The 23,413-nt window shown below is 64.7% G+C and carries 23 protein-coding genes; 16 read left to right on the forward strand and 7 right to left on the reverse strand.

The features are described 5' to 3' along the window. Positions 1–89: 89 nt before the first annotated feature. From ACWDR4_RS33770 to ACWDR4_RS33780, 3 genes are all read right to left on the reverse strand, one after another. On the reverse strand, positions 90–317 hold the full coding sequence (locus ACWDR4_RS33770) for a hypothetical protein (protein ID WP_450414037.1): 228 nt from the start codon (positions 315–317) through the stop codon (positions 90–92). 1,228 nt (positions 318–1,545) lie between these two features. Further along, positions 1,546–1,713, reverse strand: a complete 168-nt coding sequence (locus ACWDR4_RS33775) for a hypothetical protein (protein WP_450414039.1) — start codon at positions 1,711–1,713, stop codon at positions 1,546–1,548. 48 nt (positions 1,714–1,761) lie between these two features. Next, positions 1,762–2,298, reverse strand: coding sequence for a hypothetical protein (locus ACWDR4_RS33780; RefSeq protein ID WP_450414040.1), 537 nt, complete (start codon positions 2,296–2,298; stop codon positions 1,762–1,764). 216 nt (positions 2,299–2,514) lie between these two features. Here ACWDR4_RS33780 and ACWDR4_RS33785 point away from each other — a divergent pair, with 216 nt between their 5' ends. The 6 genes from ACWDR4_RS33785 to ACWDR4_RS33810 all read left to right on the forward strand — a co-directional run bounded on the left by ACWDR4_RS33785 (position 2,515) and on the right by ACWDR4_RS33810 (position 10,047). Next, a complete protein-coding gene (locus tag ACWDR4_RS33785) occupies positions 2,515–3,066 on the forward strand; it encodes a hypothetical protein (RefSeq protein WP_450414042.1) in 552 nt (183 codons plus the stop codon). Further along, on the forward strand, positions 3,047–4,597 hold the full coding sequence (locus tag ACWDR4_RS33790) for a terminase large subunit domain-containing protein (protein WP_450414044.1): 1,551 nt from the start codon (positions 3,047–3,049) through the stop codon (positions 4,595–4,597). Before ACWDR4_RS33785 ends, ACWDR4_RS33790 begins: the two co-directional genes overlap by 20 nt. A 675-nt stretch (positions 4,598–5,272) precedes the next feature. Further along, the gene (locus ACWDR4_RS33795) at positions 5,273–5,641 is read left to right on the forward strand and encodes a hypothetical protein (RefSeq protein WP_450414046.1); all 369 of its coding nucleotides are present in this window, start codon (positions 5,273–5,275) and stop codon (positions 5,639–5,641) included. Positions 5,642–5,878: 237 nt separating this feature from the next. Continuing rightward, the gene (locus ACWDR4_RS33800; RefSeq protein ID WP_450414048.1) at positions 5,879–6,598 is read left to right on the forward strand and encodes a hypothetical protein; all 720 of its coding nucleotides are present in this window, start codon (positions 5,879–5,881) and stop codon (positions 6,596–6,598) included. Positions 6,599–6,746: 148 nt separating this feature from the next. Continuing rightward, positions 6,747–8,594 (forward strand): hypothetical protein, encoded by a 1,848-nt coding sequence (locus ACWDR4_RS33805; protein ID WP_450414049.1) that lies wholly within the window; start codon positions 6,747–6,749, stop codon positions 8,592–8,594. A 202-nt stretch (positions 8,595–8,796) separates the two neighbouring features. Next, the gene (locus ACWDR4_RS33810) at positions 8,797–10,047 is read left to right on the forward strand and encodes a pentapeptide repeat-containing protein (protein ID WP_450414051.1); all 1,251 of its coding nucleotides are present in this window, start codon (positions 8,797–8,799) and stop codon (positions 10,045–10,047) included. A gap of 171 nt (positions 10,048–10,218) precedes the next feature. Here ACWDR4_RS33810 and ACWDR4_RS33815 read toward each other — a convergent pair whose 3' ends face one another. Then, positions 10,219–10,572, reverse strand: a complete 354-nt coding sequence (locus tag ACWDR4_RS33815) for a DUF6233 domain-containing protein (RefSeq protein ID WP_450414052.1) — start codon at positions 10,570–10,572, stop codon at positions 10,219–10,221. Between the two features lie 51 nt (positions 10,573–10,623). Next, on the reverse strand, positions 10,624–11,610 hold the full coding sequence (locus ACWDR4_RS33820) for a PIN domain-containing protein (protein ID WP_450414054.1): 987 nt from the start codon (positions 11,608–11,610) through the stop codon (positions 10,624–10,626). Positions 11,611–13,213: 1,603 nt separating this feature from the next. On the opposite strand from ACWDR4_RS33820, the gene ACWDR4_RS33825 reads away from it, so the two are divergent. The 4 genes from ACWDR4_RS33825 (at position 13,214) to ACWDR4_RS33840 (ending at position 16,803) form a co-directional block, all read left to right on the forward strand. Next, complete coding sequence (locus ACWDR4_RS33825; RefSeq protein WP_450414055.1) at positions 13,214–13,642, forward strand: hypothetical protein; 429 nt, start codon at positions 13,214–13,216, stop codon at positions 13,640–13,642. A 197-nt stretch (positions 13,643–13,839) separates the two neighbouring features. Beyond that, positions 13,840–14,541 carry a hypothetical protein gene (locus ACWDR4_RS33830; RefSeq protein ID WP_450414057.1) on the forward strand — a complete coding sequence of 234 codons (702 nt, stop codon included), beginning with the start codon at positions 13,840–13,842 and terminating at the stop codon, positions 14,539–14,541. Positions 14,542–14,667: 126 nt separating this feature from the next. Beyond that, positions 14,668–15,639, forward strand: coding sequence for a reverse transcriptase family protein (locus tag ACWDR4_RS33835; RefSeq protein WP_450414059.1), 972 nt, complete (start codon positions 14,668–14,670; stop codon positions 15,637–15,639). A 192-nt stretch (positions 15,640–15,831) separates the two neighbouring features. After that, entirely contained in the window at positions 15,832–16,803 is a 972-nt protein-coding gene (locus ACWDR4_RS33840; protein ID WP_450414061.1) for a hypothetical protein, read from the forward strand. Between the two features lie 250 nt (positions 16,804–17,053). Here ACWDR4_RS33840 and ACWDR4_RS33845 read toward each other — a convergent pair whose 3' ends face one another. Continuing rightward, positions 17,054–17,743 carry a hypothetical protein gene (locus ACWDR4_RS33845; RefSeq protein WP_450414062.1) on the reverse strand — a complete coding sequence of 230 codons (690 nt, stop codon included), beginning with the start codon at positions 17,741–17,743 and terminating at the stop codon, positions 17,054–17,056. Between the two features lie 344 nt (positions 17,744–18,087). Next, positions 18,088–18,714, reverse strand: a complete 627-nt coding sequence (locus ACWDR4_RS33850; protein WP_450414063.1) for a hypothetical protein — start codon at positions 18,712–18,714, stop codon at positions 18,088–18,090. A 624-nt stretch (positions 18,715–19,338) separates the two neighbouring features. On the opposite strand from ACWDR4_RS33850, the gene ACWDR4_RS33855 reads away from it, so the two are divergent. The 6 genes from ACWDR4_RS33855 to ACWDR4_RS33880 all read left to right on the forward strand — a co-directional run bounded on the left by ACWDR4_RS33855 (position 19,339) and on the right by ACWDR4_RS33880 (position 23,413). After that, entirely contained in the window at positions 19,339–20,004 is a 666-nt protein-coding gene (locus ACWDR4_RS33855; RefSeq protein ID WP_450414065.1) for a hypothetical protein, read from the forward strand. A gap of 276 nt (positions 20,005–20,280) precedes the next feature. After that, positions 20,281–20,694, forward strand: coding sequence for a head decoration protein (locus ACWDR4_RS33860; RefSeq protein ID WP_450414067.1), 414 nt, complete (start codon positions 20,281–20,283; stop codon positions 20,692–20,694). Between the two features lie 15 nt (positions 20,695–20,709). Then, positions 20,710–21,753 (forward strand): major capsid protein, encoded by a 1,044-nt coding sequence (locus tag ACWDR4_RS33865; protein ID WP_450414069.1) that lies wholly within the window; start codon positions 20,710–20,712, stop codon positions 21,751–21,753. Between the two features lie 12 nt (positions 21,754–21,765). Beyond that, complete coding sequence (locus ACWDR4_RS33870) at positions 21,766–22,146, forward strand: hypothetical protein (protein WP_450414070.1); 381 nt, start codon at positions 21,766–21,768, stop codon at positions 22,144–22,146. Positions 22,147–22,266: 120 nt separating this feature from the next. After that, positions 22,267–22,596: a hypothetical protein gene (locus ACWDR4_RS33875; protein ID WP_450414072.1), complete on the forward strand. Its 330-nt coding sequence runs from the start codon at positions 22,267–22,269 to the stop codon at positions 22,594–22,596. 4 nt (positions 22,597–22,600) lie between these two features. Continuing rightward, positions 22,601–23,413, forward strand: a complete 813-nt coding sequence (locus ACWDR4_RS33880; RefSeq protein WP_450414074.1) for a phage minor capsid protein — start codon at positions 22,601–22,603, stop codon at positions 23,411–23,413.

A 23,413-nucleotide genomic window follows, 5' to 3' on the forward strand; every position in this document is an offset into this window, starting at 1 on the left:
CGGCCCCCCGCGGCCGCGCGGTCGCTGGTGCCTCGCGCGGGCGGGGGGGCCCGATGCTCCGCGCCACCCCCAGGCGTACCACGCGATCGCTATCGGGAGCGATCATCCCGCTCGGTCAGGATCCGCATGAGTACCTCGCGCGCCCAGATGCGCGTCTGGCGCATCAGCCATCGCGACGCTTCACGGAGTCGCCGTGCTGCAACGGCCCATCCGACCGCCAGCGGAACGCTGACGAGGAGCAGCAACAGGGCGAGCAGCCAGGGAGGCAGTACCCCCGACACTTCGACCGCACCGCTTTGGAACACGACCTCAACCACTGATGTACCTCTCGAACTACGGGCGGCGACCGCCCGTCTCCAAAGGTCAGGCGGCGAGCACGCGCATATGGGAAGGAACCGGCAGATCGACCGGCCTCCCGGGTGCACGGGGAATCCGAGGGGTGGACAGGCGAATCACCCCACAAGGGGAAGATTCGTGGGGCGGCGGCAGCGAGCCCAACTCGTAGGAGCCAGAGGCCATGTGTCGGGTGAGGAGATCGACAGCGACGAGCCAACAGAACTCGGCGACCTCGCTGGCCTCCGCCAACTCGTCGGGAGCCGGAACGGGGCCAGCTCCCCAGATGGTGGTCGAACCACACAGTGGCGTCGTGATCGACGGAAGCCGAGTGTCCTTCTCTGCGGAGGAAAGAAGGCGCCGCGCGAGATCGGCAGCGGATCGTTGACCGTGTGCCTCTTCGACGGTTGCTTTCGCGTCGCTGAAGAGGAGCACGCGGCTCAGTAGCGACCCGAAAGCCTGAGTCTTCCCCGACCCAGTTGTGGTCACCACGATTCCGTGGCGATTGCTCCTGCCGCGCCGCTGAAGCAGAGCGCCGATCAACCCGTTGAACGCTGCAACGGCACCCTGACTTGAGCCGTGGGGCGGCTGATTCAACTGGACTAGCAGATCAACATCAGCGAGAGGCTTGACAGATGTCGCCCGCGCGTACGACCCACGGGCGTGGGGCGCGGCTTCTGCGGCATCGGACATAGCGCGCAGTCTAGGCGCTGCTGTTCCTGGGCGGGCACGTTTCGGGCCGCATGTGCAGTGCGATCACGGGACAGCGTGCGGGGGCGCGCACTGGAAGTCCTCGTCCGTGGCCCGTCCCCACCAAGGCCCAGCGCGCCACAGTCTGCTTCTGGCGGGGAAACACCGACACTCGTTGGCGAACCGGCCCCGCCGGCCGACGGCGCCGGAGCGGGCTACCACCTCGAACTCGTCTGTGAGAAGAAGGCCGTCAAGTGCGTTGATAATGCGGCGAGTTACTTCGACATGGAGGTCGACCCGCAGCGGTCGAACACGTCTACCGCATGGAGCCTCTCACCGAGGCGGTCGTCGCGGCACTCAACCCGGAAACCAACCGCGGTGACCTCGACTTGGACGCCACCGCGATCGGCCACCCGAGGTAGCTGACCGGCCGCCCCTGTTTCATCCGCCAGTCTCAGGAACCTGTATCCGTTGAGGGCCCGAAATCATTCGGGCCCTCAACGGCAGGCGACTTGTAGCCCCTCAGGAGCCGTTGCGGCCGCTCTGGCGGAGCCGCTCGCGCGTTCGGTGATAGGCGTCGATCCAGGCAGCGATGCACCTCTCGACCGGATCTGCCAGCTTCTCGATCGTCCAGAGCGCGACGGCGACGAGGCCGCCCAGCGCCAGCACCAACAGGATGAACCTTTCCAAGGAATTGCCTTTCGGACTACAGGCGCGGCTGCCCAAGTCCGAAGAGGATCAAGCAGCAGGCGCACTCCAGCAGAGGTGGTCTGGGACAACTTCCAGACCGCCTGGAGCGCGTGGCCGGCGGGGGGATCCCATCCCCCGGACGCCGAGCGGCGAGGACTCGTGTAGCGGAGGGTGAGAGCAGAACTCGTAGTCATTCGACCCGAGATGCTCGGCGAGCAGACTGACCGCAAGCAGCCACAGCAGGTGAATCGTCTCGGCTACCTCTTCCAACGCCTCCATGGCGAAGGTGAAGAGTGGACCAGCCCAGGGTTCCGATGAACCGATGCTCTGCGTGGTGATCGACGACAGTCCCGTGTCTTCCTCTACGGTGGACAGCAGTCGTCGAGCGATGCCAACAGCGAATTGCTCGTCACGGATTCGGTCAAGAGAATCCTTGGTACCCGCACATCGCAGCGCGGCGAGCAGAGATGCCTCAGTCTTGCCGCCCCCGATCGTCACGAACGATTCGTGAAACTTCCCGGAGTCGTGGGCTAGCGCGCCATGGCCGCCGTAATACACAAAGTCGATCAGTCGAGGGTTGTCCACGCTCGGTAGCACGTGCGCTGCGGTGAGCACTACCCGACCCGGCAGGAGAAACCCTGACCCCAACCTGGGTGGATCGTCGGGTGGAAGACATCCCACCAAGAGTGCGTGCACGTGGCGCAGTGTATCCAGACGTCACCACAGGTGAGCGCGATTCCATAAGTTGCACAGTGGGATCATGGGGCAAGGCGCGGGGGCGCACTCCGGAGGTCCTCGTCCGTGGCCCGCCCCACCAAGGCGCAGCGTGCCGCCATCGCCAAGCGCCGTGCTGACGCGATCGACCTAAAGCTCGCCGGCGTCGACTGGCTCACCATCGGCCGCAAGCTCGCCGCCGATCCCGTGATCAACAGCGACCGCGTCGCCTACCCCCAGGGTTACGGCTCCGACCGGTACGCCAAGGGCCAAGAGCCGCCCACCGACGATGCGTTGATCCACGCCGCGTGCAAGGACGTACGAGAAGCACTCGCCCAGCGCACCACCGACTTGGACAAATCTGTAGAGGACCTGCGGAACGTCGAACTGGAGCGTCTCGACAAGCTGTTCTTCGTCGCCTACCGGCAGGCCGTGCGCGACGGGAACCTCGGGGCGATCGACCGGGCCCTTCGGATCATGGAGCGCCGCGCCAAGTACGTGCCGGTCGAGATCTCGCAGCGCCTCGAAGTCACCGGTGCTGACGGCGGACCGCTCCACGTCGAGACCGCGGACCTGGCGGAGTTGGAGGCGCTGATCGCGGTGACCGAGGAGGCCGCCAGTGGCTCCGACGGTCAGTGACACCGAGGCCGCGTTCCTCGCCCGCTACCAGGCTCTGGGCGCCGAGCAGCGGCGGGCGATCGCCGCCCAGGCCTCCCCGAAGATGCGTGCCCGGCTCGTCGTCGCGGAGAAACACCTCGCGATGGACCGTTCACCGGGCGCGCTCGCCGCCGTCCTCACCGACCGGCGCGAGATGCAGGCCCGGCACCTCAACATGGTCGACCAGGCCTGGATCGACATGGCCGAGGGCCGCACTGAGCGCGTGATGCTCACCATGCCGCCCAGGCACGGCAAATCACGCCGCGCCTCCAGATGGGCGCCCCTCTGGTACCTGCGGAAGTACCCCGACCGCCGCGTCATGATCGCCTCCTACTCCAGCGACCTCGCCGACGACCACGGCCGCTGGATCAGGGACGCCATCGACACCTGGGGCGACCAGCTCGGCATCCACCTCAACCGCGGCTCCAAAGCGGCGAATCGTTTCGACATCGCCGGGCATGAAGGAGGACTCGTCGCAGCGGGCATCGGCGGCGGCCTCACCGGCAAGGGCGCCACCATCGCCCTCGTCGACGACCCCGTCAAGGACATGGCCGACGCCGACTCCCCAACCATGCGCAAGCGCGCGTGGGAGTGGTGGCAATCCGTCCTCCAAACCCGCCTCGAACCCGGCGGCGCCATCTGCGTCATCCAGACACGCTGGCACGAAGACGACCTCGCCGGCCGGATCATCGCCGACGCCGAGGACAACGAGTGGACCGTCATCGACCTCCCGGCCCTCGCCGACCGCGACGACGACCCCCTCGGCCGCCAAGTCGGTGAAGCCCTGTGGCCCGAACGCTTCAACGAAGCCCACCACGCCAAGACCCGCAAGCGCGTCGGCGAACGCGTCTGGGCCAGCCTCTACCAGCAGAAGCCCAAGCCTCCCGAGGGCGGCGTGTGGCAGCGCGCCTGGATCGACGGCAACCGTACGAACGTCATCGCATTCGGCGGACTCGACATGGCCCGCGTCGTCGTCGCCGTCGACCCGGCCGGCGGTGAGTCCACCGTCAACGACGAGACCGGCATCATCGGCGCGGCACGAGACTGGGACGGCCACCTCTACGTACTCGAAGACCGCTCCGACAAACTCGGCGCCAACGACTGGGGGCTCACCGCCTGCCGTCTCGCCCTCGAACTCAAGGCGGACGCCATCGTCGTCGAGTCGAACTACGGCGGCGACATGGCGCGACAGATCGTCCGCCAGGCCTGGAAGCAACTCGAACGCGACGGCATCACCCGCGGACTGCTCATGCCGTACGTCACCGAGGTCACCGCAAAGGTCGGCAAGAGGCTCAGGGCCGAACCGATCGCCCAGCTCTACGACCAGGGCCTCGTCCACCACGTCGGTAAGCACCCCGAGTTGGAGGACCAGATGGTCACCTGGATCGCCGGCATGGACAGCCCCGACAGGATGGACGCCGCAGTCCATGCGCTCACGGAACTCGCCGACCCCAACCAGCTCGACACAGGCATCTACCGAGGCAGGGACGAACGGCTGGCCGGGCGCCGCTAATGGCCCCAATAGGTTTACGGGTTAGCAACCCTGCTGGTCAGCGGCTGAATCCGGTTCTGTTCATAAAACTGCACGTCGTAAAGTTTTAAGCGTCATTCCCTCCGCAACGCATCCATTGTTGCTCTAGGGTGGAGTGGCAAGCTAGCTGGTCGCGCCCCGCGGTCCTGACGAGCGAGTCAAGGTCGCCGATGTTGTTGAGCTTCGGGTGACTGGGAGTACGAGTTCGTCACGTCCGCGGGCGGGACCAGCTGGTTGGCGAGAGGGGCGCCGGTCACCCTCACTTCCTAGGGTCAAGGCGACCGACGCCGTGCGTCCGGCTAAGAACGGTGGTCGAAGACCACGATTCCAAGCTGGATCAGGATGGCCCCGACCTTCACGAGGTCGGGGATCATTCCACCCTTCTGTGCGGCAGAGTCCGCGCGGTGCTTCCGCTGCGGTCGAGACTTCGACCTCGCGCGACTCTTCCGGTGGTGTGCCATCCAGCCTCCCTATGGCCGCCGCCGCTCCGTGCGACGTGGGACCACTGGGGGGCCGGGCAACACGTAGTCGCGACGATATCCAACGGAACCTCTGCGCCGCTCCCAACTCCGCGTTTTCCCGTCCCCAACTCCCCTTTCTGCATGGGGTTATGACCGCCTGTGGATAACTTCCGCGTGACTGGTACTGTCCGCGGTCATGGGGAGACAGGGGAGAAGGGCTGCAACCCTCGTACTGGTTGGGGCCGTTGTCGGGGGGCTGGCGGGCTGTAGCTCGGAGGAGCCGACGCAGGAGCGCGACGAGCAGATCAAGGCCGAGGCGCAACAGCGGGTCGACGAGCGGATCAGCGTCTGCAACGCTGGCACCACGGCAGGGGAGTTGCTGAGGGACACGGCGCTCGCTCGCAGCGGCACCTCTCCGGTGGAAGCCGTGCCGGACGAGGTGGAGTGTCGTGCCGAGTGGGAGCGGCAGGTCCTCGGCGAGAAGTACGGTCAGGACCTCGTCGACTCTTGGGTCGCCGGATGCATGGACGTCGATGTAATGGGCTCAGCGACAACCGTGCCGTAGGGCCGTTCATTCCGGGACACTTCAGCAAAGGAGGCCCCCACCACCGTGCCTCGCCCGATACCCACCCGGCGACAGCGCCGCACGGCTCAAGCTGCCACCGCTCACTTCAGTCCCTTAGCCCACGCACTCACCGCGCTTGGCGTCTCTCAACACATCACTTCGGGCCTTCGTCGTTCCTGGCATACCACTCGTGTCAGCCAGCGGGGCTACTCCATCGTCCGGTTTCTCATCTGGGCCTTGGCGGTCGTGGCCATTGGCGTCCCTCTTGCTGCCGATGTCAACGGCGATTCGCTGACTGAGAGGGAAGAGACCCTACGGGGCGCCTTCATCACGGGGGCATTCCTGATCAGCATCGGCTACCGCAGCTCGTTCCAGAATCAGCGTGCCCATCGCGCGCCGGCCTTCATCACCGACACCGTTGTCCTGTGTGCCATTGCCCACCGTGCTGGCGGAGAGGAACGGTCGACCGCTCTGGAGGAGATCAGTAAGAGGATGCGGCCCGTAGAGCGGATCGTGCGCAATGCTCGACGGGTTCGGCTCCTCTCCCTGCCACGTTCCCGTCGCAGAGCTGGGGCCGATCACGCCCGCAAAGTCGTCCGCCGCCTGCGTAACACGTATCCGAAGATCCATGAGGACGATGGGAATCAGGCGCTGGTCGAGCTTGCCTCTCTGCTGATGGAGATTGCTGACCGCTACGCGCAGGGAAGGGTGAGTGCGCTGTTGCCGGCCAACGAATTGGCCGGGCTGGAGCCGGTGAAGGACTACGAGACCATCAAGCTTGCTGCCGCTGTTCTCACCTTTCTTGCTACGGGCGTGGGCGCGTACCTTGCGGGCCTTGAGGACATCGCGTTGCCTCTGGCAGTCGCCTCCGGCTCGTTGGTGGTGCTGCTCCTGTTCGGCGAGCGTTCCCAACAGCTCATGGATCGCTTCATGGCCATGGTGACCCCTGGCTTGTAGTGACCCTCCTGGAATCGGGATGACCTCACTGACGGCTCGCGACCGATTGGTCCGGTTGCGGTGACGTCTCTCCGCCGGGGCTGGCGTCTCGGACTGAACGTCTACGCTTGATCACGGCGGGCGCGGGGGTGGAACGCCGGAGGGCACGGTGCGCCTGCGCGACGTACGCGACCTGATCATCGACACGTTCAGCTGGGCCAACTACCGCCAAGACATGGCGGACCCGAGGCGGCCGGGCGGGATCCTGTCCCAGACTGCACCCACGTGGGTGCCAGACGGGGATCTCCGACGGCTGGCCGCCTACAAGATCGCTGCTGCGTACGACCACAACCAGGCCGGCCAGCTGCACGCCGTCACGCGCGGCGATGAGTCGGCGCTTGACCGGCGCGAGCTCGGCGACGCCGCCAAGCTGATCGACACGGCGCTCGGCTACCTCCTCGGCGACGGACAGACCATCACCGTGCCGGGAGCCGAGCGGGTCGACGCGCCCGCCGTCGATGACTCTGAACCGCCGGAGGAGGTGAAGACCGCAGCCCTTCTCCAGGAGGACCTGCGCGTCTGGGCGGAGAAGGAACTGCTGCCCATGCGAATGCAGCAGGCCGAGCGGGTCGCCGTACGTGGCGGTGACACCGTGTACACACTCGCCTGGGACCCGGCACGGGCTCGACCACGCCTGTCGGTGTACGACCCGGGCTTCTACTTCCCTGACTTCGACGACGACGCCGACCAGGCCGACTACCCGGACCGCGTGCACTTCGCGTGGCAGATCCCCGCCGACCCGAACCGCGGTACGGAGGAGCGGGTCCGGCGCATCACCTACGAACTCGGACCGATCGGAGCCCACACCCGGACGGCCGCTGACGGGGGTCGCCGTGAACCTGTGGTCGACGGCAACGGCTGGGCGCTCCTCACCCCCGGCGACACCGTCGACAGCGAGGGCCGGATCACGCGTAGGTACCCGTGGCAGCCCGACCGGCCGACCACCGTCACCTGCTATCTGACCGACGCCGAGTGGCGGCTGAAGGATCTGAAAGGCCACCACACCGTCTACAACCTGCCCACCGACAAGGCCACGTACCGGAGACGCGCAGACGGCGAAGTCCTTGAGCGCCTGGACCTAATGGTCGACTACCTGCCCGTCGTGCACGTCCCGAACACGATCCCGGATGCCGGCGAGCACTGGGGCCGCCCCATCTTCGCCGGAGTCCTCCAGGCCCTCGACGAACTGTCCGCGACGGACACCGACTCGGCCGCTTCCTCCGCCACGACCGGAGCCCCCGTCGTCGCCGTGTCCGGGGCGCGCATGCCCGTCAACCGCACCACCGGCCAGCCCGAGCCGGTCATGCTCCGCGCCGGCTCCGTCGTCCAGCTCGCCGACGGCGGCTCCATGGACGTCCTCGACACAGCCGGACAGCTCGCCGAACTCCGACAGCGCACCGACCACCTCCTCGACCGGATCGCGGTCAACTCCCGCCTCACCGCAGCCGGGTTGGGCACCCTCGACCCCACAGCCCTGCCCTCCGGGTACGCCCTGGAACTCGCGCTCGGCCCGCTGGACTCCCTCATCGGGGAGATGCGGCTCGTACGCGACCACAAGTACACACTCCTGCTGAAGTTCGTCGCCCGCCTCTACCAGGCCGGACGAGTCTGGCCAGCGGGGGAACTCCCCTCGGCACGGCTGGCGTTCGGCCCACTCACGCCCACCGACCAAGCCGCGGTGCTCGACCTGGTCGTCAAGGCTTACGAGGCCGGAGTCATCTCGCTGGAGACCGCGGTCCGCATGCTGATGGACGCCGGATTCCCCATCGACAGCGCGTCCACCGAGATTGACCTCATCCAGGCCCGCGACTTCGACGCCGCCGCCCGCCTGGCCGACGCCACCGGCGACAGCGCGGCCGTGCGGGAATACCTCGGGCTACCCGAAGCAGTCCCTGAGACTGGACCCGCACCCCTTATCCCGACACCAGACTTGCCCGATCCGGAGCGGACGACCTGATCTCGTGCCATCGCCGGGCCGACGAGGGTAGAAGCGTTTACGAGAGGGAGCCCTTCGAGACAGCGCGACGGACCAGGAGTACGCGGTACCTCTGGGCGACAACGGCGCCAGCGATCACTTCATGAACGTTCAAGCTCAACTCCAGCTCTGAACATCGACTCAAGAGGGCATGCCGAGCGCGCCACTCAGACATCATGCCGTCATGAGACATGGGCGATCAGACAGGAAGAGGCGCTGGCTCTATTGGGTGCTGGCTGCGGCCAGTACTGCGGCCTTCATCGTTCTTCTCACCTGGGGTCCCTGGTGGATCGAAAGTCATCACCTCAGGGACAAGAAGGGCGAGCTTATTCCCAGCGCAGGAATCATCGTCACTGGGTTCCGCACCATGCTGGTCGCCATCGCAGCCGGCGGCTTTACCGCCGCAGGGCTCATGTACACACATCGCAGCCATAAGCAGACTGAGAAGCTGTTCCAGCACACCCAGGACAAAGATCGGGAGCAGGCGCAACTCACCCGCGAGGGTCAAGTCACTGGCCGCTACATTGAAGCGATCAAGCTCCTGGCGTCAGACAAACTGCACGAACGCCTGGGCGGCATCTATTCACTCGAACGCATCATGAAGGATAGCGAGAGGGATCGAACTACTGTTGTTGAAGTCCTAGCTGCATTCGTGCGTGATGCGTTTCGACCACTAGACAAGCCAGCACCGCAGTCCTCGGCGAGCGAGCAACCCGGGTCGGCAGCGCCAGAAATTCCCGAGAGTGAAGAGCCCCGCCTCACGACGCTCCACGAGGACGTCCGCGCCGCACTTGACGTGCTGGGTCGCAACTGGACCCACGGCATGAGGAGAGCAGATCTGCGGAGTATCCGAGTGACTGGTATCGACATGCGCGAGGTCAACCTGAGCGGCGCCTGGCTCACCAACTGCAAACTCTCAGGCGCCACATTGGAGGGCGTAAAGATGAGCCGATCACTTCTCGAAGGCGCAGACCTGGCAGATGCCAAGATGTACAACGCCGAACTCCGTCAAGCCAATCTCCATAAAGCCAGACTCGTCAAGACGCGCCTCATGTGGGCCGACCTTGCCGAGGCAGATCTCTCCCACGCCGACCTGGCACACGCACAACTCTCGGGAACCGACCTCTCGCACGCTGTTCTGACGAGCGCCGATCTTGAGGGAGCGAACTTCTCAAGGGCCAAGCTCGTGGGTGTGAATCTGCACAAGGCGCACCTCCGCAAGTGCGTGCTTGTAGACGCGAACCTCAGCGAGGCTGACCTTTCCACAGCCACCGGTTTGACCGTCGGCCAGGTGTGCAAGGCGCAGATCTACGCGTCGACCCAGTTGCCCCCCTCGATGGCAGACGACCCCGACGTGGCGGCACGCACCAATGCATGCGAGAAGGCCTTGGCGGACGGAGAAGAACCTCCATCGGCGCGCAGGGGCCCCAATTAACGACGGACGTCAGGCGGACGCCACGAGCGCCCTACCGCGGGAACCGCGTCAACTAAGCCAACAAGGGAAGACCAGAAGCAAGCTAAGGCCGGGCCAGGACTCCCCTGCGCCAGACCTTCGGGTTGTTCAGCCGGTTTGGGCGCGCCCGCGAGCGGCCATGCGCCCGCTGGCCTACTCCGGGATGATCCGGAGCGCCGTGGCCGGGTTACAGAAGGGGCAAGCCTCGACATGCGCGTACAAGGCCCGCCTCGCCTGGTCCTCGCTGATCGCCTTGACCCGGACGCCCTGCGCCACGACGCACCCGCCTTGGTGGACGCGTACGGGCGGGTTCCCAGCCCCGATACCCCGCTCGATCAGCCATTCGGGCGGCGGAGGACGCCGCTCCTCGGCCTTCCGCCGCGCGCCCTCCCGCTCCTCCTCTATGGCGATCCACCGATCAAGCTGGGCGAGGCTCGCCGCGGCCTGCTGCGCGATCACGCGGCGCGCGAAGTGCAGCAGCTCCAGACGAGACAATTGTTCGCTCACATGTTCGAGTCTAGTCGGGGTTGCGGTACGCCTTCGAGTCGTGGTCGACACTCATGTGTCGAGGAAGTCCCATTCCTCCCCAAGTACCCAGCGTAGAGCCGAGAGCTTGCCGTTCATGAAGCCCCATTCCCAATCATCGACTGGCGGAAGATTTTCCAAGCCATACGTGTCCTCGACGCGTTTTCGGGCTGCCATCATGCTTTCTTTAATCGACTCCGGCAGTTCGGAATGTTTCTCCGGATGAAGCTCCTCATGAATTACGCTTCGCCCATACCAGACCTTGTCAAAATATTCATGCTCGGCGGTAAGGATGTCTGCGAGCGATCGAGTCTCGGATGCGTTCTGGACGAATTCCACTTCGTCGGCTTCATCGAGATAATCGCTGCCCAGTTTCTCTCCGAGAACCTTGACCAGACCATCCACGTCATAGGCATAGTGGGAGTTCGGGGATGAGAATAGGCCGGCGATGTCGTCGTGGGGCTGGCGTCGGTCACCCTTGGGTACCGAGAAGTCAATGCAGTTGGCCGTCGCAAAGACGTACTGATCTTCGACTGATCCGGCACCAAGGGCGGTTGCATACTGCTCAACCAAGAGCGCGTCAGCCACGCTGTTCTTGTTGAGATGGAGCGGGGCCCGCTTTTCGAGGCCACGCCTGACGACGGCCGCATGCTCCGCATCCCCCGACAGGAGTTGTGTCCCTGCGCGCAGCAGATCTGAGATTTCAGAGAAGTTCTGAAGGGATCGAGCACTTACGTATGGGATCTGGTGGGCCATTTCGGCAATCCAACGCTGCGCCTCGTCATCGCCATAATCTTGAAGATCCTGGCGGAGAACTCGGAAGCGTTCTCGAACGCTCGTCGATGTTGCCGCTTCTGCGCGCGGGCGGTTTCGGTTGAACTCTTCCAGGATCAGAGATGGGACAAGGAGCTCGATCTTCCTCTGAGACATCAGCAATCGCAGGGGAACGATGATCTGCTGGCCGTCCCGGCGCTTTGCAATATTCAACCAAACAGACGTGTCAATTAGTAGTCGGAGCATAGCGAGATCGTAGGGGAGACCCGACCGCGGCTGGAGCTTTTCGCTGTTCGCCCTGAGAGACGCGCTCACCTTGGACCTGGAGACTCGGTTGCTCGGGCAGCCACCAGTCTGAGCGGCGGCTACCTGTTGTCCGATCTTCGGAGCTGGCGGTGCTCTTCTCCGTCTCCTTGTAGAAGAAGGCCGGGTCATCGGGAGCGCCGTCGAAGGTGACGGAGATGGACGCGACGTCATCCGTACAGGTCCCTGCGAACGCGGCGCCGGCCTAGTACTCGGCTGTGTCGGATGTTGATCGATCCGTTTCCTGCGAACATTCTCGATCATCGCGGTGCACCTCTCGCGCTTGATCTTGCGCAAGGCGTTTGCGCTCGGCCTGGTGGTCGACGAACGGGCCTCTTGCTCCGCCTGCCGAACTCGGCGATGCGAGGTCTGTCGGCCCCCTTTGCGAAGTACTTCTCGCCGTAGTCGTCCTTGACGAAGAGGGCCTGACGATGGACTCGACGTCCTTCGCGATGACGTCGATCTCCGGCAGGGGCCGTCCTGCGAGTGTGACCGCCGCGCGCTGGAATCTGTGTATGTCTGGCCGGTCGTCGGCGACCTATCCCGCCGTGTGAACCGGGCAAGGCGGCCCGCCGGGAAGTACCTCAGGTACTTCCCGGCGGCCCCAGTTCACCGACGCTCGATCCAGTAGACCGCCCCCGCGAGCACGCCGGTCACGGACGCCTTCACAGCCAGGCGCACGAGTTCGTCGCTCGCGGTGTCCAACAGTCGGCGGGCCCGCATCCGGGCTGGGCTTAGCCTCCTGGGCTGCGGCTTCTGGCCGAGAGGCGGGCCATCAAGGTGCTGGTCAGAGTTGCTTTGACAGTGGGAACCCGTAGGCTCGTTCTCGGTGGGAATCGTGACCTCCTGAGGTCGTCGGTTCTTGCGGTCGAAGTCGGTGGCCTCCTGTTGCGAGCAGGGGGCCGCCGCCGTCGTGGCGGCGGCACCAAAGGTCACCGAGGAACATTCTCTGGCACGGCACTGACAGCTGGCGGGGTGCCTGGAGCCGTGCGTCTTGTCTGGTACATCGTTTCTACGGCACAGACCTGACAATTGAGTAGCCCAACTCCGCTTGTGTGCGTGCAAGTTGCACCCTTGCGTCGTTTCACGTGAAACCTGCTTGACGTCAACTGTGCTGATGAGCTGGGCAGTTCAGGCATCTGGTCTGCGCAGATAGTGGCACGCGCGGAACGCTCAGCCAATCTGGTTGTCCACAGGGCCCTGGGTGCAACCTCCACACTTCTGGGGATACTTGACCTCCCGCTGTGGAGAACGCCGGTACGGACTTGTGGAGAACGGATCGCACGGCATCAGAAGATGGCTTTGACCAGTAGGTTTCCCCTTCCCCAGCCTGTGAGGAAGAAAAAGTTGCCAGTTACCTCGAAAAAGCTTCCTCGACTGTCTACCTGGCTCCACCTTCGAGGCTCGTGTAAGACCTGTAGATGCATTGCATCTCTTACCTGTGGATAGTGCACCTTGCGGGCACGTCGCAGTTGGCGCCCGCCCTCGTCCTGGAGGGTGAGGGCGGCGCTGGTAACGAGAAGTGGGAACGGCTACTTTCCCGTGTATGACTGACCAGTTCGACGCCCAGTTCGGCGGCATCCTGCACTCCGCGCGCGAGGTTCTGCCGGAAGGATCCGTGCTCCGCCTGGAGGGCAAACTTCGCCAGATCCACGCAGAGAGGCCCGATCTGGATGTGCCGGAGGTCGTGAGCATGGCCTTCGACGTCTTTGACGGGGAGGCGATTGATGCTCGAATCGGCCTGGAGGAGGCAGGCGCGCGGGCCGATGCAGCGGCTGCCGCCGAAGCCGCCCATTTCGCGTCCATTGAGCGCATCAAAGAACGCACGTACGAGCTGGATTGTCTCGAATCTCAGCACCCCGGCAGGGCCACCATGGCCGAAGTGCTTGCCGACGCAGGGATCTCGTGGGCGTACCTCGGTCTGACCGAGCAGGACGGCATCCTCGTCGAAGAGATTCGCCGGGGCATGAGGTAAGGCAGCGCCACGAACTCTGCTCGGCACCGGAACTGGCCATAGAGGTTGTCCCGTATAGGGGTGAGTTATCCGGCGAGGGCCAGATTGTGGAGCGGGGGGAACGGGGAGCATGGCCTGGTGAACACCATTACTCTTCTGGTCTGATGACGCGGATGGCTTGGCGGCGTTGCGGCATGCCTCATGAAAGGCTACTAGCGATGAAGCTATTTATGGACGAGTCGGGAAACGGAAACGCTTCCCAGCCATTGATCGTAGGCGCGGTTGAACTGGGTGACGATGCAGAAGACATCGAGGAAAAAATTCAAGATCTGTACAAACGCCTGATCGTGAGGCACAGCTTGACCGGACTTGGCAGCTTCGAAGATTTTCGCAAGGACGGTTTTCACAGCTCGAACGATCCGACAGAGATCTCCGTCCCATTTCGAGAGCTTATGCGGGCCACGTTCTTCAGGACGTACATGGTCGTCACTGATCGAACGAGTTTCCCCAGTAACGCCGAGTCCGAGCTAATCGAGTTCATGTACGTACAGTTGTTGAGTGATTTGTTGATTCGACACCGCCATGAACCCAAGTTTCTTTGCTACATAGAGCAGAGCGAAGAGATGGCGTCGATCATTCGCCGACTTCCCGATGCCGTCGTCAGACGGGCCCGCAAAAAGGCCGGTAGAGATGCATCGTTGCCACGGCCGGATATTTCAATGGTCACTAAGCGTGATTACATGTCTACGGCCATCATCGACTATGTTATGGCCGACGTCAGTAGATGGCTCCAAAAGGGCCGTACCAATAACCCTAAAGACTTCGCTTATAGAGCATTCCGTGAGATTGAGCCATCGGTTTCCATGCTCTACTCGTTCGAGCTTGGCCGCATTTCCAGCCGAAAGGACCCACTTCATTGATGTGTGGTAAGATCCGGCCTGAGGTAGGGCCGCGGTCAACGTTGTGCGCGAGTTCGCGTGCGTTGCATGATAGTCCTTGCATGGGAGTGTGGCCCTACCTCCTGACACGCCGCCACAGGGGGTTCAGTGTCTTTCTCGGTTGATCAGCTGGCTGAGCAAGCTGGCGCATCGGTTGAAAATCTAGAACGGCTATCCGCGCAGCTTCCTGCGGGTGAAGGCCGTTTCTATGTTCAGCGGAGGCACCGCAAGAAGCACGGCGGAATACGAGAAGTATTCGAGCTGAAGTCGCCATTCAACGCGGTTAGTAAAAATTTGCATCGGAGCTTTACGAGCCGATTCTCGTATGAAGCCCCCGACCATGTTCACGGATTTGTTCGTGGGCGTTCCACGATTAGTAACGCCAGTCAGCACCTCGCGAAGAAGTGCGTATTGCGCATGGATCTTGAGGATTTCTTTCCGTCCATTGGCGCCGCAGCAATAAGGGCTTCATTGCGAGAGCAAGACTACGATGAGAAGGCTGCGGAACTTGCTGTCAGTCTCGTTACTATCGGCGGCAAGCTGCCAATCGGACTTAGTACGTCGCCCCTCTTGTCTAACTTGGCCTTCCTGGGCACAGACCGCTCCCTTGCCGAGTACGCACGGTCGGAAGACCTGGCGTTTACGCGCTATGTGGACGATCTCACATTCTCCGGCGACGTCACTGACCGCCACTCGGCGGATATCGCTCGCATTCTCGACGACGCTGGCTGGTCGGTAAACACGCGCAAGACCGCTTTCATGCGTCGCGGTGGTCCGCAATACGTTACCGGTTTGTATGTCGGAGAATCGGACGGGCCGCGGATTCCACGCAACCTAAAGCGTAAAATGCGATGGATCTTGCACGTGATATCGAGATTTGGTTATGAGGTCTATATGACCGAGTTCGGCGGCGAGGACGAGGGGATGTATCGGCGTCGGCTATTGGGTTGGGCATGCTATATCGCCGCAGTCGAGCCAAACGTGGGCTACCCACTACTGCGAGCATTCGATGGACTAGTTCCGGAGGGGGATGACGAGGATCTAGAGGGGTATGAAGAGGATCTATACGACCTGCTCTAGAGGTGGGCATTCTCGGCATTGTTCGTGCGCCAGTACGTCGCCACCAGTAACACCCGGTCTTCCAGCGGCAGCCGCCAGGGACGGTCGCGCTGAACGTCACCCGGCAACTGCACGTCGATGCCCTGCCAATAAGGGGGAGAGGCTATGGCCCGCAGGTCTCAGCCGCGGAACAGTACGAGCCACCGTCCGGACGTGCACTACCCGCTGATCACCAACGGCCTGGACTACCTCATCGACGTGGCCGACCGGCTGACCGCTGACCCGGTCGGGCTGCCCGACGCCCGCGCCCTGAAGTACGCCGTTCTGCACCTCCAGGCCGCCACCGAGGTCCTGCTCAAGGCCCGCCTCCAGGACGAGCACTGGACCCTGGTCTTCAAGAGGCCGGAGACCGCCACCCGTACCGCCTTCGACAACGCAGACTTCGAGAGCTGCACCACCGACGAGGCTTTCACCCGGCTGACGCAGATCACCGGCCTCGACCTGCCGGACAAAGCTCTCGCCGCAGTGAAGAAACTGGCCCGCGACCGCAACGCCCTCCAGCACTACGCCTTCACCTCCCCAGCCGGGGCAGTCGAGGCACGCGCCGCCGACGTGCTGAACTTCCTGCTGCCCTTCATTGCCGACCACCTGCTGCCCCGCCTCGACACAAAGCAGCGGTACGACGCCGACCTGATGCTCGCGGCCGTCCGCGGCAGGCTCGCGCGCATCGAGGCGTACCTCAAAAAACGCCGCAACGAGCTGCGCACCGAACTCAAGGACGTCGCCGACCGCACCGTCACCTGTCCCGAATGCGAGGAGCAAGGCACCCTGGTACTCGGCGGGGACCTGCCCAACTGCCGCTTCTGCCTCAAAATGTGGGACAGCCCGTTTGATGCTGTCGCGGACTACACCTGGCAGCTCTACGGCGAAATGGACCAACCCCACCTGCCGCACCACGACGCCCGCGACTCCATGATCTGCCCCAACTGCGAAGCTGACGCAGTGATCACCGCCGTAACCGCAGCTGCTCCAGACACCTCGCGCATCCTGTGCTTCTCCTGCGCTACCGACTTCACCGACACCGCCTTCACCCTGTGCGAGGGAGGCTGCGCGCGGCCCTTGCCGACCGACTCCGAAGAACTGTTGTGCCCCAACTGCACCGCCTCGGCCTTCGAGAGGATCTGAAGGGGTGACCGGTGCCCCCCGTGGCCTGCGGGCGGGTGTCACGGTGCTGCGCGCCGGGGGCTGAGAAGCTCCCGGAAATCTGTGACGCTCCGTGAGTCGTGGCTCATTCTGGACGTGTCAGGAGACATGAAGGGCCGGGAGTTTCCCGGCCCTTCATGGTGGTGGGGGCGTGTGAGCTTGATGCCTGTCCGCCGCGGCCGTTCGCCGGGCGAAGTGGCTGCCGTCCTGCACGGACGCGGTGCGGGTACGGTCAACGCGGTACACGGCGGGCACGGCGCCAGGCGTTTCGCCAGTGGCGCCAGAGGTCCGCGCCGTTGACACCGACGGCCCCCGCCACGACGGCGATGGACACCAGCCCGGAGATCCAGGAGAGGGAGAACCCGGCGAGGATCGCCACCCCTGCAAAGCTCACCCCGCTGTACGTGGCGACCAGCCGCTCGGCCAATTCGGTGTACCGACTGGGCCCCTCGATCAGCAGCTCGCTCCCGTTGCGCAGGACCAACCGGCCGCCGACCAGGATCAGTGCGAGATAGAGGAGTGTCGCGAGCGGCCATGGTTTGTACAGATTTTCCCACCGATGGTGCGCGCTCTCCTGCCAGGCCCACACCTTGCCCTGCGAGTCGGCGACGACGACCTCCGAGCGGTACCGCTCACTCCAGTGCGACGAGATCTCGAACGCCGGCTTCGAGGCCCCGTCGAGATACACGTCCAGCATGGACTCGCCCCACCCTCCGTGCAGCTTGACGATTTTTGTGATGGCGGCGGTCCGTGTCGGCAGGCACTGCTCGACACCACGCTCGGCGATACACGCCGACACGACCCGTTGCTGGTGCTCGCGGTGGTGCGCCGGCCCGATGCGCCAGGCGCCCAGACCCACGAGAACCAACCCGAACACGATGCCGGTGACACACCATGAACTCCTGCTGTCTCGCCAGCGCATTCGGCAAGTAGAACAGCGAAGGGCGGAACCGTACAGGTGGCAGCGGATCCTCTGTTCCTGGCCCTTCGTCGCACTGTGGACCTGGAGCCCGCCGAGCGGTCCTCCCTCGATCAGGGGGGATCGTAGGGCGCGGCCAGGGCAACGGCTGAACGTCCACCGCCTGCGGAGCAGGCGGCCCGGTTCGGCCTGCCAGCTGCTGCAGCCATTCGCGGAGCAGCGCCGTATCGGTGTCTCACAGAGATACCCCGGTGGCCCCTCTGGCGAACGAACTTACTCACCAGTCACAGACGGACACGGATCAAGGGATATGGCACAGCTTCTGACGCTGACCCTGAGAGCTCGAATCAGCCGCCAGTTCCGCGGGTCGGAGCGACCCCGGGGCTCACTGCGACAGGTGCCCTATCTGTTCCGGCTTTCAGCGCGGTGGTGATCACCTCTGCGCGAGCCTTTCTCGCATCCCTTCCCCAGCCTTCTTGATCCTGAAAAACGTCAGCGAACACTGCGTCTCGTGGCAGGCTATCGGGGACCCAGAAACCCGTGTATGCCGTCTGAAATGCTTTCTTGATCGGTGTGTCCAACCAGTTTGCCCAGGGGGTGTCGCCACTCCCCACGAAGACCGCTGCAAGCGCAGTTCCGACTGCGCCACCTAGAGCCGTGAATATTTCCTTGGTTTCTGCGTCGGCGTTCTTATCGGGTGCCAGCGCGGCTGCGCCAAGGATGGCCAACCCTGAGCCGATGATGGCCACCGAAAGGTACATCAGGAAGCGGAATTGCATCCACTTCATTGATGCCGTGGGAGACGTCTTGATCCGCCGCTTGCCCCAGCGAAAGGTGGCCTCGCCAAGGGTAATCAGAATGAGCGGGGAAAGTACTGCTAGTAGCAGCCATCCTTTGTGGGCAGTATAGGCCCACCCTGCCCCTATGCAGGCTACTCCCAATGCTACAAGGGCGTTGACGACCGTCGATTTCATTGCTTTGCCTTGGAAAGCAAGAAGCAATGCTCTTTAGGTGTGTGGGTGCAGCAGTAGTACAAGCCGCTAGATTTCCCCTTGAGTCGGAACGGCTTGTAGGGCTCCTGGATGGTGCAGTCCCCATTCTGTAGCAGGGCTGCGGCCATGTGCCTAGGAAGGGGGTCGCGGGGTGGTATTCCTCGCGCCTTTATCTGACCTATCAGATTATGAAGGTCCTCGGTGGCCCTAATGCCTTGCTTTCCGCGTTGCTTCTTCAGCAGCCCGTGCTGTCTGACTTGCGGATTGCGTCGACCGCTCTTTGGGGTCATGGAATCTCCCAGCGTGCGAGGAGAGAGCTGCAACGCAGCGAGCTAAGCACCAGTTTCTCACGGATGTGTCAATTCGGCATTTTTAGGCGCGAGAGGCACTGAACGTACGTCCCCTGTGACCGGCTCAAGCATTCGAGGCCCCGCGGATTGACTCCGCGGGCGGTCTGAGCACCCAGCAGCCAGAAGGGTTGATCAGGACCTCTCCACCGTAGCTGGTGGCCCTGACAACGATCTGGGCCGAGAACGCTCGAATCGTCATGATCGACGGTGGCTAGACTGGCTGTTGGCGCGGGGGCGCTTTGGCTCGGAGGACACAGTGCCCGACCGCGACCCGTCCAACCCGCCCATCCCGGGGTCTGTCCCGCCCGCCCCGGTTCCGGTTCCCGTTGCGGCCCCACCATCTCCCGGGAAGATCGAAGCCGATCAGGAAACCCTGAAGAACCTCCTCGCCCGCGAGAAATCCCAGGGCGAACGGGCCGGCGTACGTTCGCTCCTCGACAAGCTGGGGTTCACGTCGACGGACGATCTGTCGGCGGCCCTGACGAAGGCCAAGGAGGTCGAGGACGCCCGCAAGGAGGCCGAGGACGCCGCGCTGACGGAAGTGGAACGGCGCGAGAAGGCCGCAGCCGACAAGATCGCCGCTGCTGAGGCTCGGGAGGCGGCAGCCGCTCGGCGTGAGCAGACCGCGCAGCGGCGTGCCGCCCTCGTCGGTCTGGGCGCGACGGGCGATGACCTGGTCGACGCGGAGGTGCTGCTGCGCAACTCGATCCCGGCCGGTGCCGACGAGCAGGCCATTACCGACGCGGCAGCCGCGCTGAAGGAGCGCAGGCCGGGCCTGTTCGGTGCCACGAAGGAGACGACGCCTCCTCCAGCGCCGGCCGGTGCCCCGGCAGGCGGGCCGCCGCGCTCCCCGCAGAACCCGGCCAAGGCAGGTCAGGGCGGTCTCGACATGGCGCGCCGTCGAGGCTTCCTCAGCGACTGATCGCCACGGCCGTTACGCTGATGATCAACCGCATGCCCGTGTAGGCGTGTTGGCTGGGACCACGCCCATCTTCGTGGACGCCCAGGCCAGTTGGCCGAAGGCTGTGATCGCGGGACCACGCCCGCCTCAAATTCCGTGGACGCCCTCCGGAAGTCGGCCGGGCTGTGATCAGGGACCACGCCCTGGCCGGCCCGGCCGCCACCTCGTGGACACCGCCCCTCTGCCGCTTGTGCCGGGTGCGGGAGGAACCCGATCCCCACCCACGAGGGAGACACCGTGAGCGACTACCAGGTCCTCACCACCACCCAGACGGTCACCGACGACCGGACATGGCTGGCTTCGCTGGACGGCGTCCACGAAGCACAGACGATCACCATCGACACCAGCAAGCTCACGACGGGCACCCACTACACGGCGGGCACGACCAACCAGCCGCGCCACGTCATCAAGAGCGGGCTTCCGCTCGGCAAGATCACCACCTCCGGCCTGTACGCCCCCTACAACTCCGCGGCCAGCGACGGCACCCAGGTCCTCGCCGGGTTCCTCGTCGCCGAGACAGCCTTCACGCCCGGGTCGGCGAAGACTGCGGGGGCGCTGCTGTGGCGCGGCGAGGTGTACGCCTCGAAGCTGCCCGTCACCTTCACGGCCCCGGCCGCCGCGTCGACCACCGCGTTCATCCACTACCGGTAAGGAGGTAGGACCCCTATGGCTCTTGAGAAGCTCCTCGAAGCGATCGTCGCCGAGGACATTCAGGCATTCATCCGAGCGATCACCACGCCCGAGGACTACCTCCTCACCCGTGAGGTCTTCGCCGAACGGAACATCGACAACGTCAAGTTCCGTACGAAGAGCAGCAAGCGGCGCGTGAACGCGGCACGGTTCCGTGCGTGGGAGGCCGCGCCGGCGCTCGCGAAGCGGCGTGCCGAGCAGGTCATCAACGAGGGCATGCTGCCATGGGTTGGTCAGGAGCTGCCGTTCTCCGAGCTCCAGATCATCCTGTCCGCCGTCGACCGAGGCCAGGACACCAGCGAGTTCCTCGACCTGCTGTACGACGACATCGAGCAGCATGTGGAGGCCACGAAGGCCGCCATGGAGATCGCCGCCGGGCAGATGCTGTCCACCGGCGTTGTCTCCCTGCCCGGCGTCGCCCTCGACGTCGACTGGCGGGTGCCGGCCGCCAACCGGCCGACGGTCGCCGTACCGTGGTCTCAGTCCGGCACCGCCAGCCCGATCACGGACGAGCTGGCCTGGATCCAGTACCTGAAGAGCATCGGCGCACCGCGCCCGGAGCGGGTCATCACCTCGGAGAAGGCGCTGTCCCTGCTCGGCTCCACGTCGGAGTACCGAGCTGCGTTCCACAACTCGCCGTCCACCGACCAGATCCCGACCGGGATGCTCGCGCCGGAGGAGGTCAACCGGGTCCGTGCCAAGTACAACCTGCCCCCGGTCAGCACCTACGACGTGCAGGTGTATGACAGCAGCGACAACTTGGTCCGTACGACGCCGGAGTCGCTGTGGGCGATGATCCCGCCGCGCCGTGAGCAGTGGGGCGAGACACAGTACGGTCTGACCGCCGAGGCGATCGAGCTGCGAGGCAAGGGCGTCATCACCGCCCAACAGGCCCCAGGCATCGTGGTCACCTCCCACGTACAGACGCGCACCCCGGTACAGCTGTCCACGATCTCTGCCGCCGCCGCGATGCCCGTGCTGTACGTGCCGGACATCCACATCGCCGCGACCGTCTTCTAAGAGGGGCTGTCCATGGCGAAGTTGCAGCGCACGGTGTTCGTGCGGGACCCCCAGCAGGCAGGCACGATCCGGCTGGACGCGGGCGAGGAGGTTCCCGAACGGCTCGTCGAGCTGATTCCGAACCCGGCTGCGTGGGCCGAGGAAGCGTCCGAGCCACAGGCGGATGTCTCGGCCGAGTCCGATGTGGACGACGAGGAGAAGGAGTCGCCCACGGTGGATCCTGCCTCGGAGCCGGAGCCGGAGCCGGAGCCGGAGCCGGAGCCGGAGCCGGAGCCGGAGCCGGAGCCGGAGCCGGAGCCGGAGCCGGAGCCGGAGCCGGAGATCGAGGCGGCGCAGGAGCCCGTGAAGACCACGAGGCGACGGAACAGCCGGAAGGCGCCCGAAGAAGCGTAGGTTCCCGCACGCTCGCGGAGACGTGACCACCATCCGATGGCTTGATGCCCGGTAGTCCCGACGGCGAGGCCCAGCACCACGAGGCGCTGGGCCTCGCGCCTATCCCCCCTGGAGCCCTTCGTGGACGCCACCGTAGAGGCCTGGCTGCTCGCCCAGCTCGGCCCCAGCACCGACCCGACCGACCTCGAAGCGCGCTACACGCGGCTCGGCGCCGCGCGCGCGGTGGCCTTGGAGGTCCTCGCCGAACGCCGTGCTGCACTCCTCGCCGATCCCCTGCGCATGACGGTGGACGGCGTCGTCACCCTCGACCAGTCCAACAACCTGACCGGCACGGAACGCCATATCGCCGCGCTCAACGACATCGTGGGGCCCGACGAAGAAGCTGTTGTCGAAGACGGCGTGCCCGTACTGACCCCCGTGCCGATCAGGCCTCCGGGATGGAGGCGGTGACCTGATGCCGTACGAGTGGCCCCCTCTGACTCCAGGTGACCCGGAGGAAGTTGCACGCCGGGTCGCCGCAGTCCTGGATGACGCATGGCAGCGCCTCGCCGACAGGCAGCAGGCCGTGATCGCCGGCATCGTGGCCCGCTGGCGACTGCCGTACGTCCTGGCGGCCTTGGACGAGTTCAAGGCCGCCATCACCGACTTCCGCGCCCGCGTTGATACCGAGGCCCGAGCATACGTACAGCGACAGCTGCCCCACCTGTACGACCAAGGGGCCCGAGCCGCCACCGAGGCTGTCGGCGGGAACACATGGACGTGGACACAACCCCATGTGGACGCGCTTCAGTCACTCGCCTCCGACACGTACGACGACTTCCTACGCCGATCCCAGGAAGCAGAGCGGATGGCCGAGCAGTGGTATCGCGCTGCGCGAGCAGCGGCCCGCAAGGAGGTGCCGCTCCTGGCCGCAGGGAACACCACCGCCCGTCAAGCCGCGAAGCGGCTGGCGGATGAACTGGCCACCCAGTCCCTCACGCACGTCGTGTACCGCAACGGGACACGAGTTCCGGTCCGGACGTGGGCCGAGGCAGCCACGCTCGCCAAGAGCGCGGTCGCCTACAACACGGGCACACTGAACAAGAGCCGCGAAGCCGGCGTCACACACGTCGAGGTCTTCGACGGGTCCGACTGCGGATGGACCAACCACCGGGACCCCGACAAGGCCAACCGCTCCGTACGCACTGTCGAGGAGGCGGCCGAGTGGCCGATCTCCCATCCGCGGTGCCTGCGCGCGTTCGGACCGCGCCCTGATCATGTTGCTTAG

This window comes from Streptomyces sp. NPDC000878, from assembly GCF_053599695.1.

Coding starts and splice junctions, on each gene's coding strand:
- ACWDR4_RS33795 (WP_450414046.1), top strand. CDS start 5,273: ATGGGGAGACAGGGGAGAAGGGCTGCAACCCTCGTACTGGTTGGGGCC.
- ACWDR4_RS33810 (WP_450414051.1), top strand. CDS start 8,797: ATGAGACATGGGCGATCAGACAGGAAGAGGCGCTGGCTCTATTGGGTG.
- ACWDR4_RS33820 (WP_450414054.1), bottom strand. CDS start 11,610: ATGCTCCGACTACTAATTGACACGTCTGTTTGGTTGAATATTGCAAAG.
- ACWDR4_RS33825 (WP_450414055.1), top strand. CDS start 13,214: ATGACTGACCAGTTCGACGCCCAGTTCGGCGGCATCCTGCACTCCGCG.
- ACWDR4_RS33830 (WP_450414057.1), top strand. CDS start 13,840: ATGAAGCTATTTATGGACGAGTCGGGAAACGGAAACGCTTCCCAGCCA.
- ACWDR4_RS33845 (WP_450414062.1), bottom strand. CDS start 17,743: ATGCGCTGGCGAGACAGCAGGAGTTCATGGTGTGTCACCGGCATCGTG.
- ACWDR4_RS33850 (WP_450414063.1), bottom strand. CDS start 18,714: ATGAAATCGACGGTCGTCAACGCCCTTGTAGCATTGGGAGTAGCCTGC.
- ACWDR4_RS33865 (WP_450414069.1), top strand. CDS start 20,710: ATGGCTCTTGAGAAGCTCCTCGAAGCGATCGTCGCCGAGGACATTCAG.
- ACWDR4_RS33870 (WP_450414070.1), top strand. CDS start 21,766: ATGGCGAAGTTGCAGCGCACGGTGTTCGTGCGGGACCCCCAGCAGGCA.
- ACWDR4_RS33880 (WP_450414074.1), top strand. CDS start 22,601: ATGCCGTACGAGTGGCCCCCTCTGACTCCAGGTGACCCGGAGGAAGTT.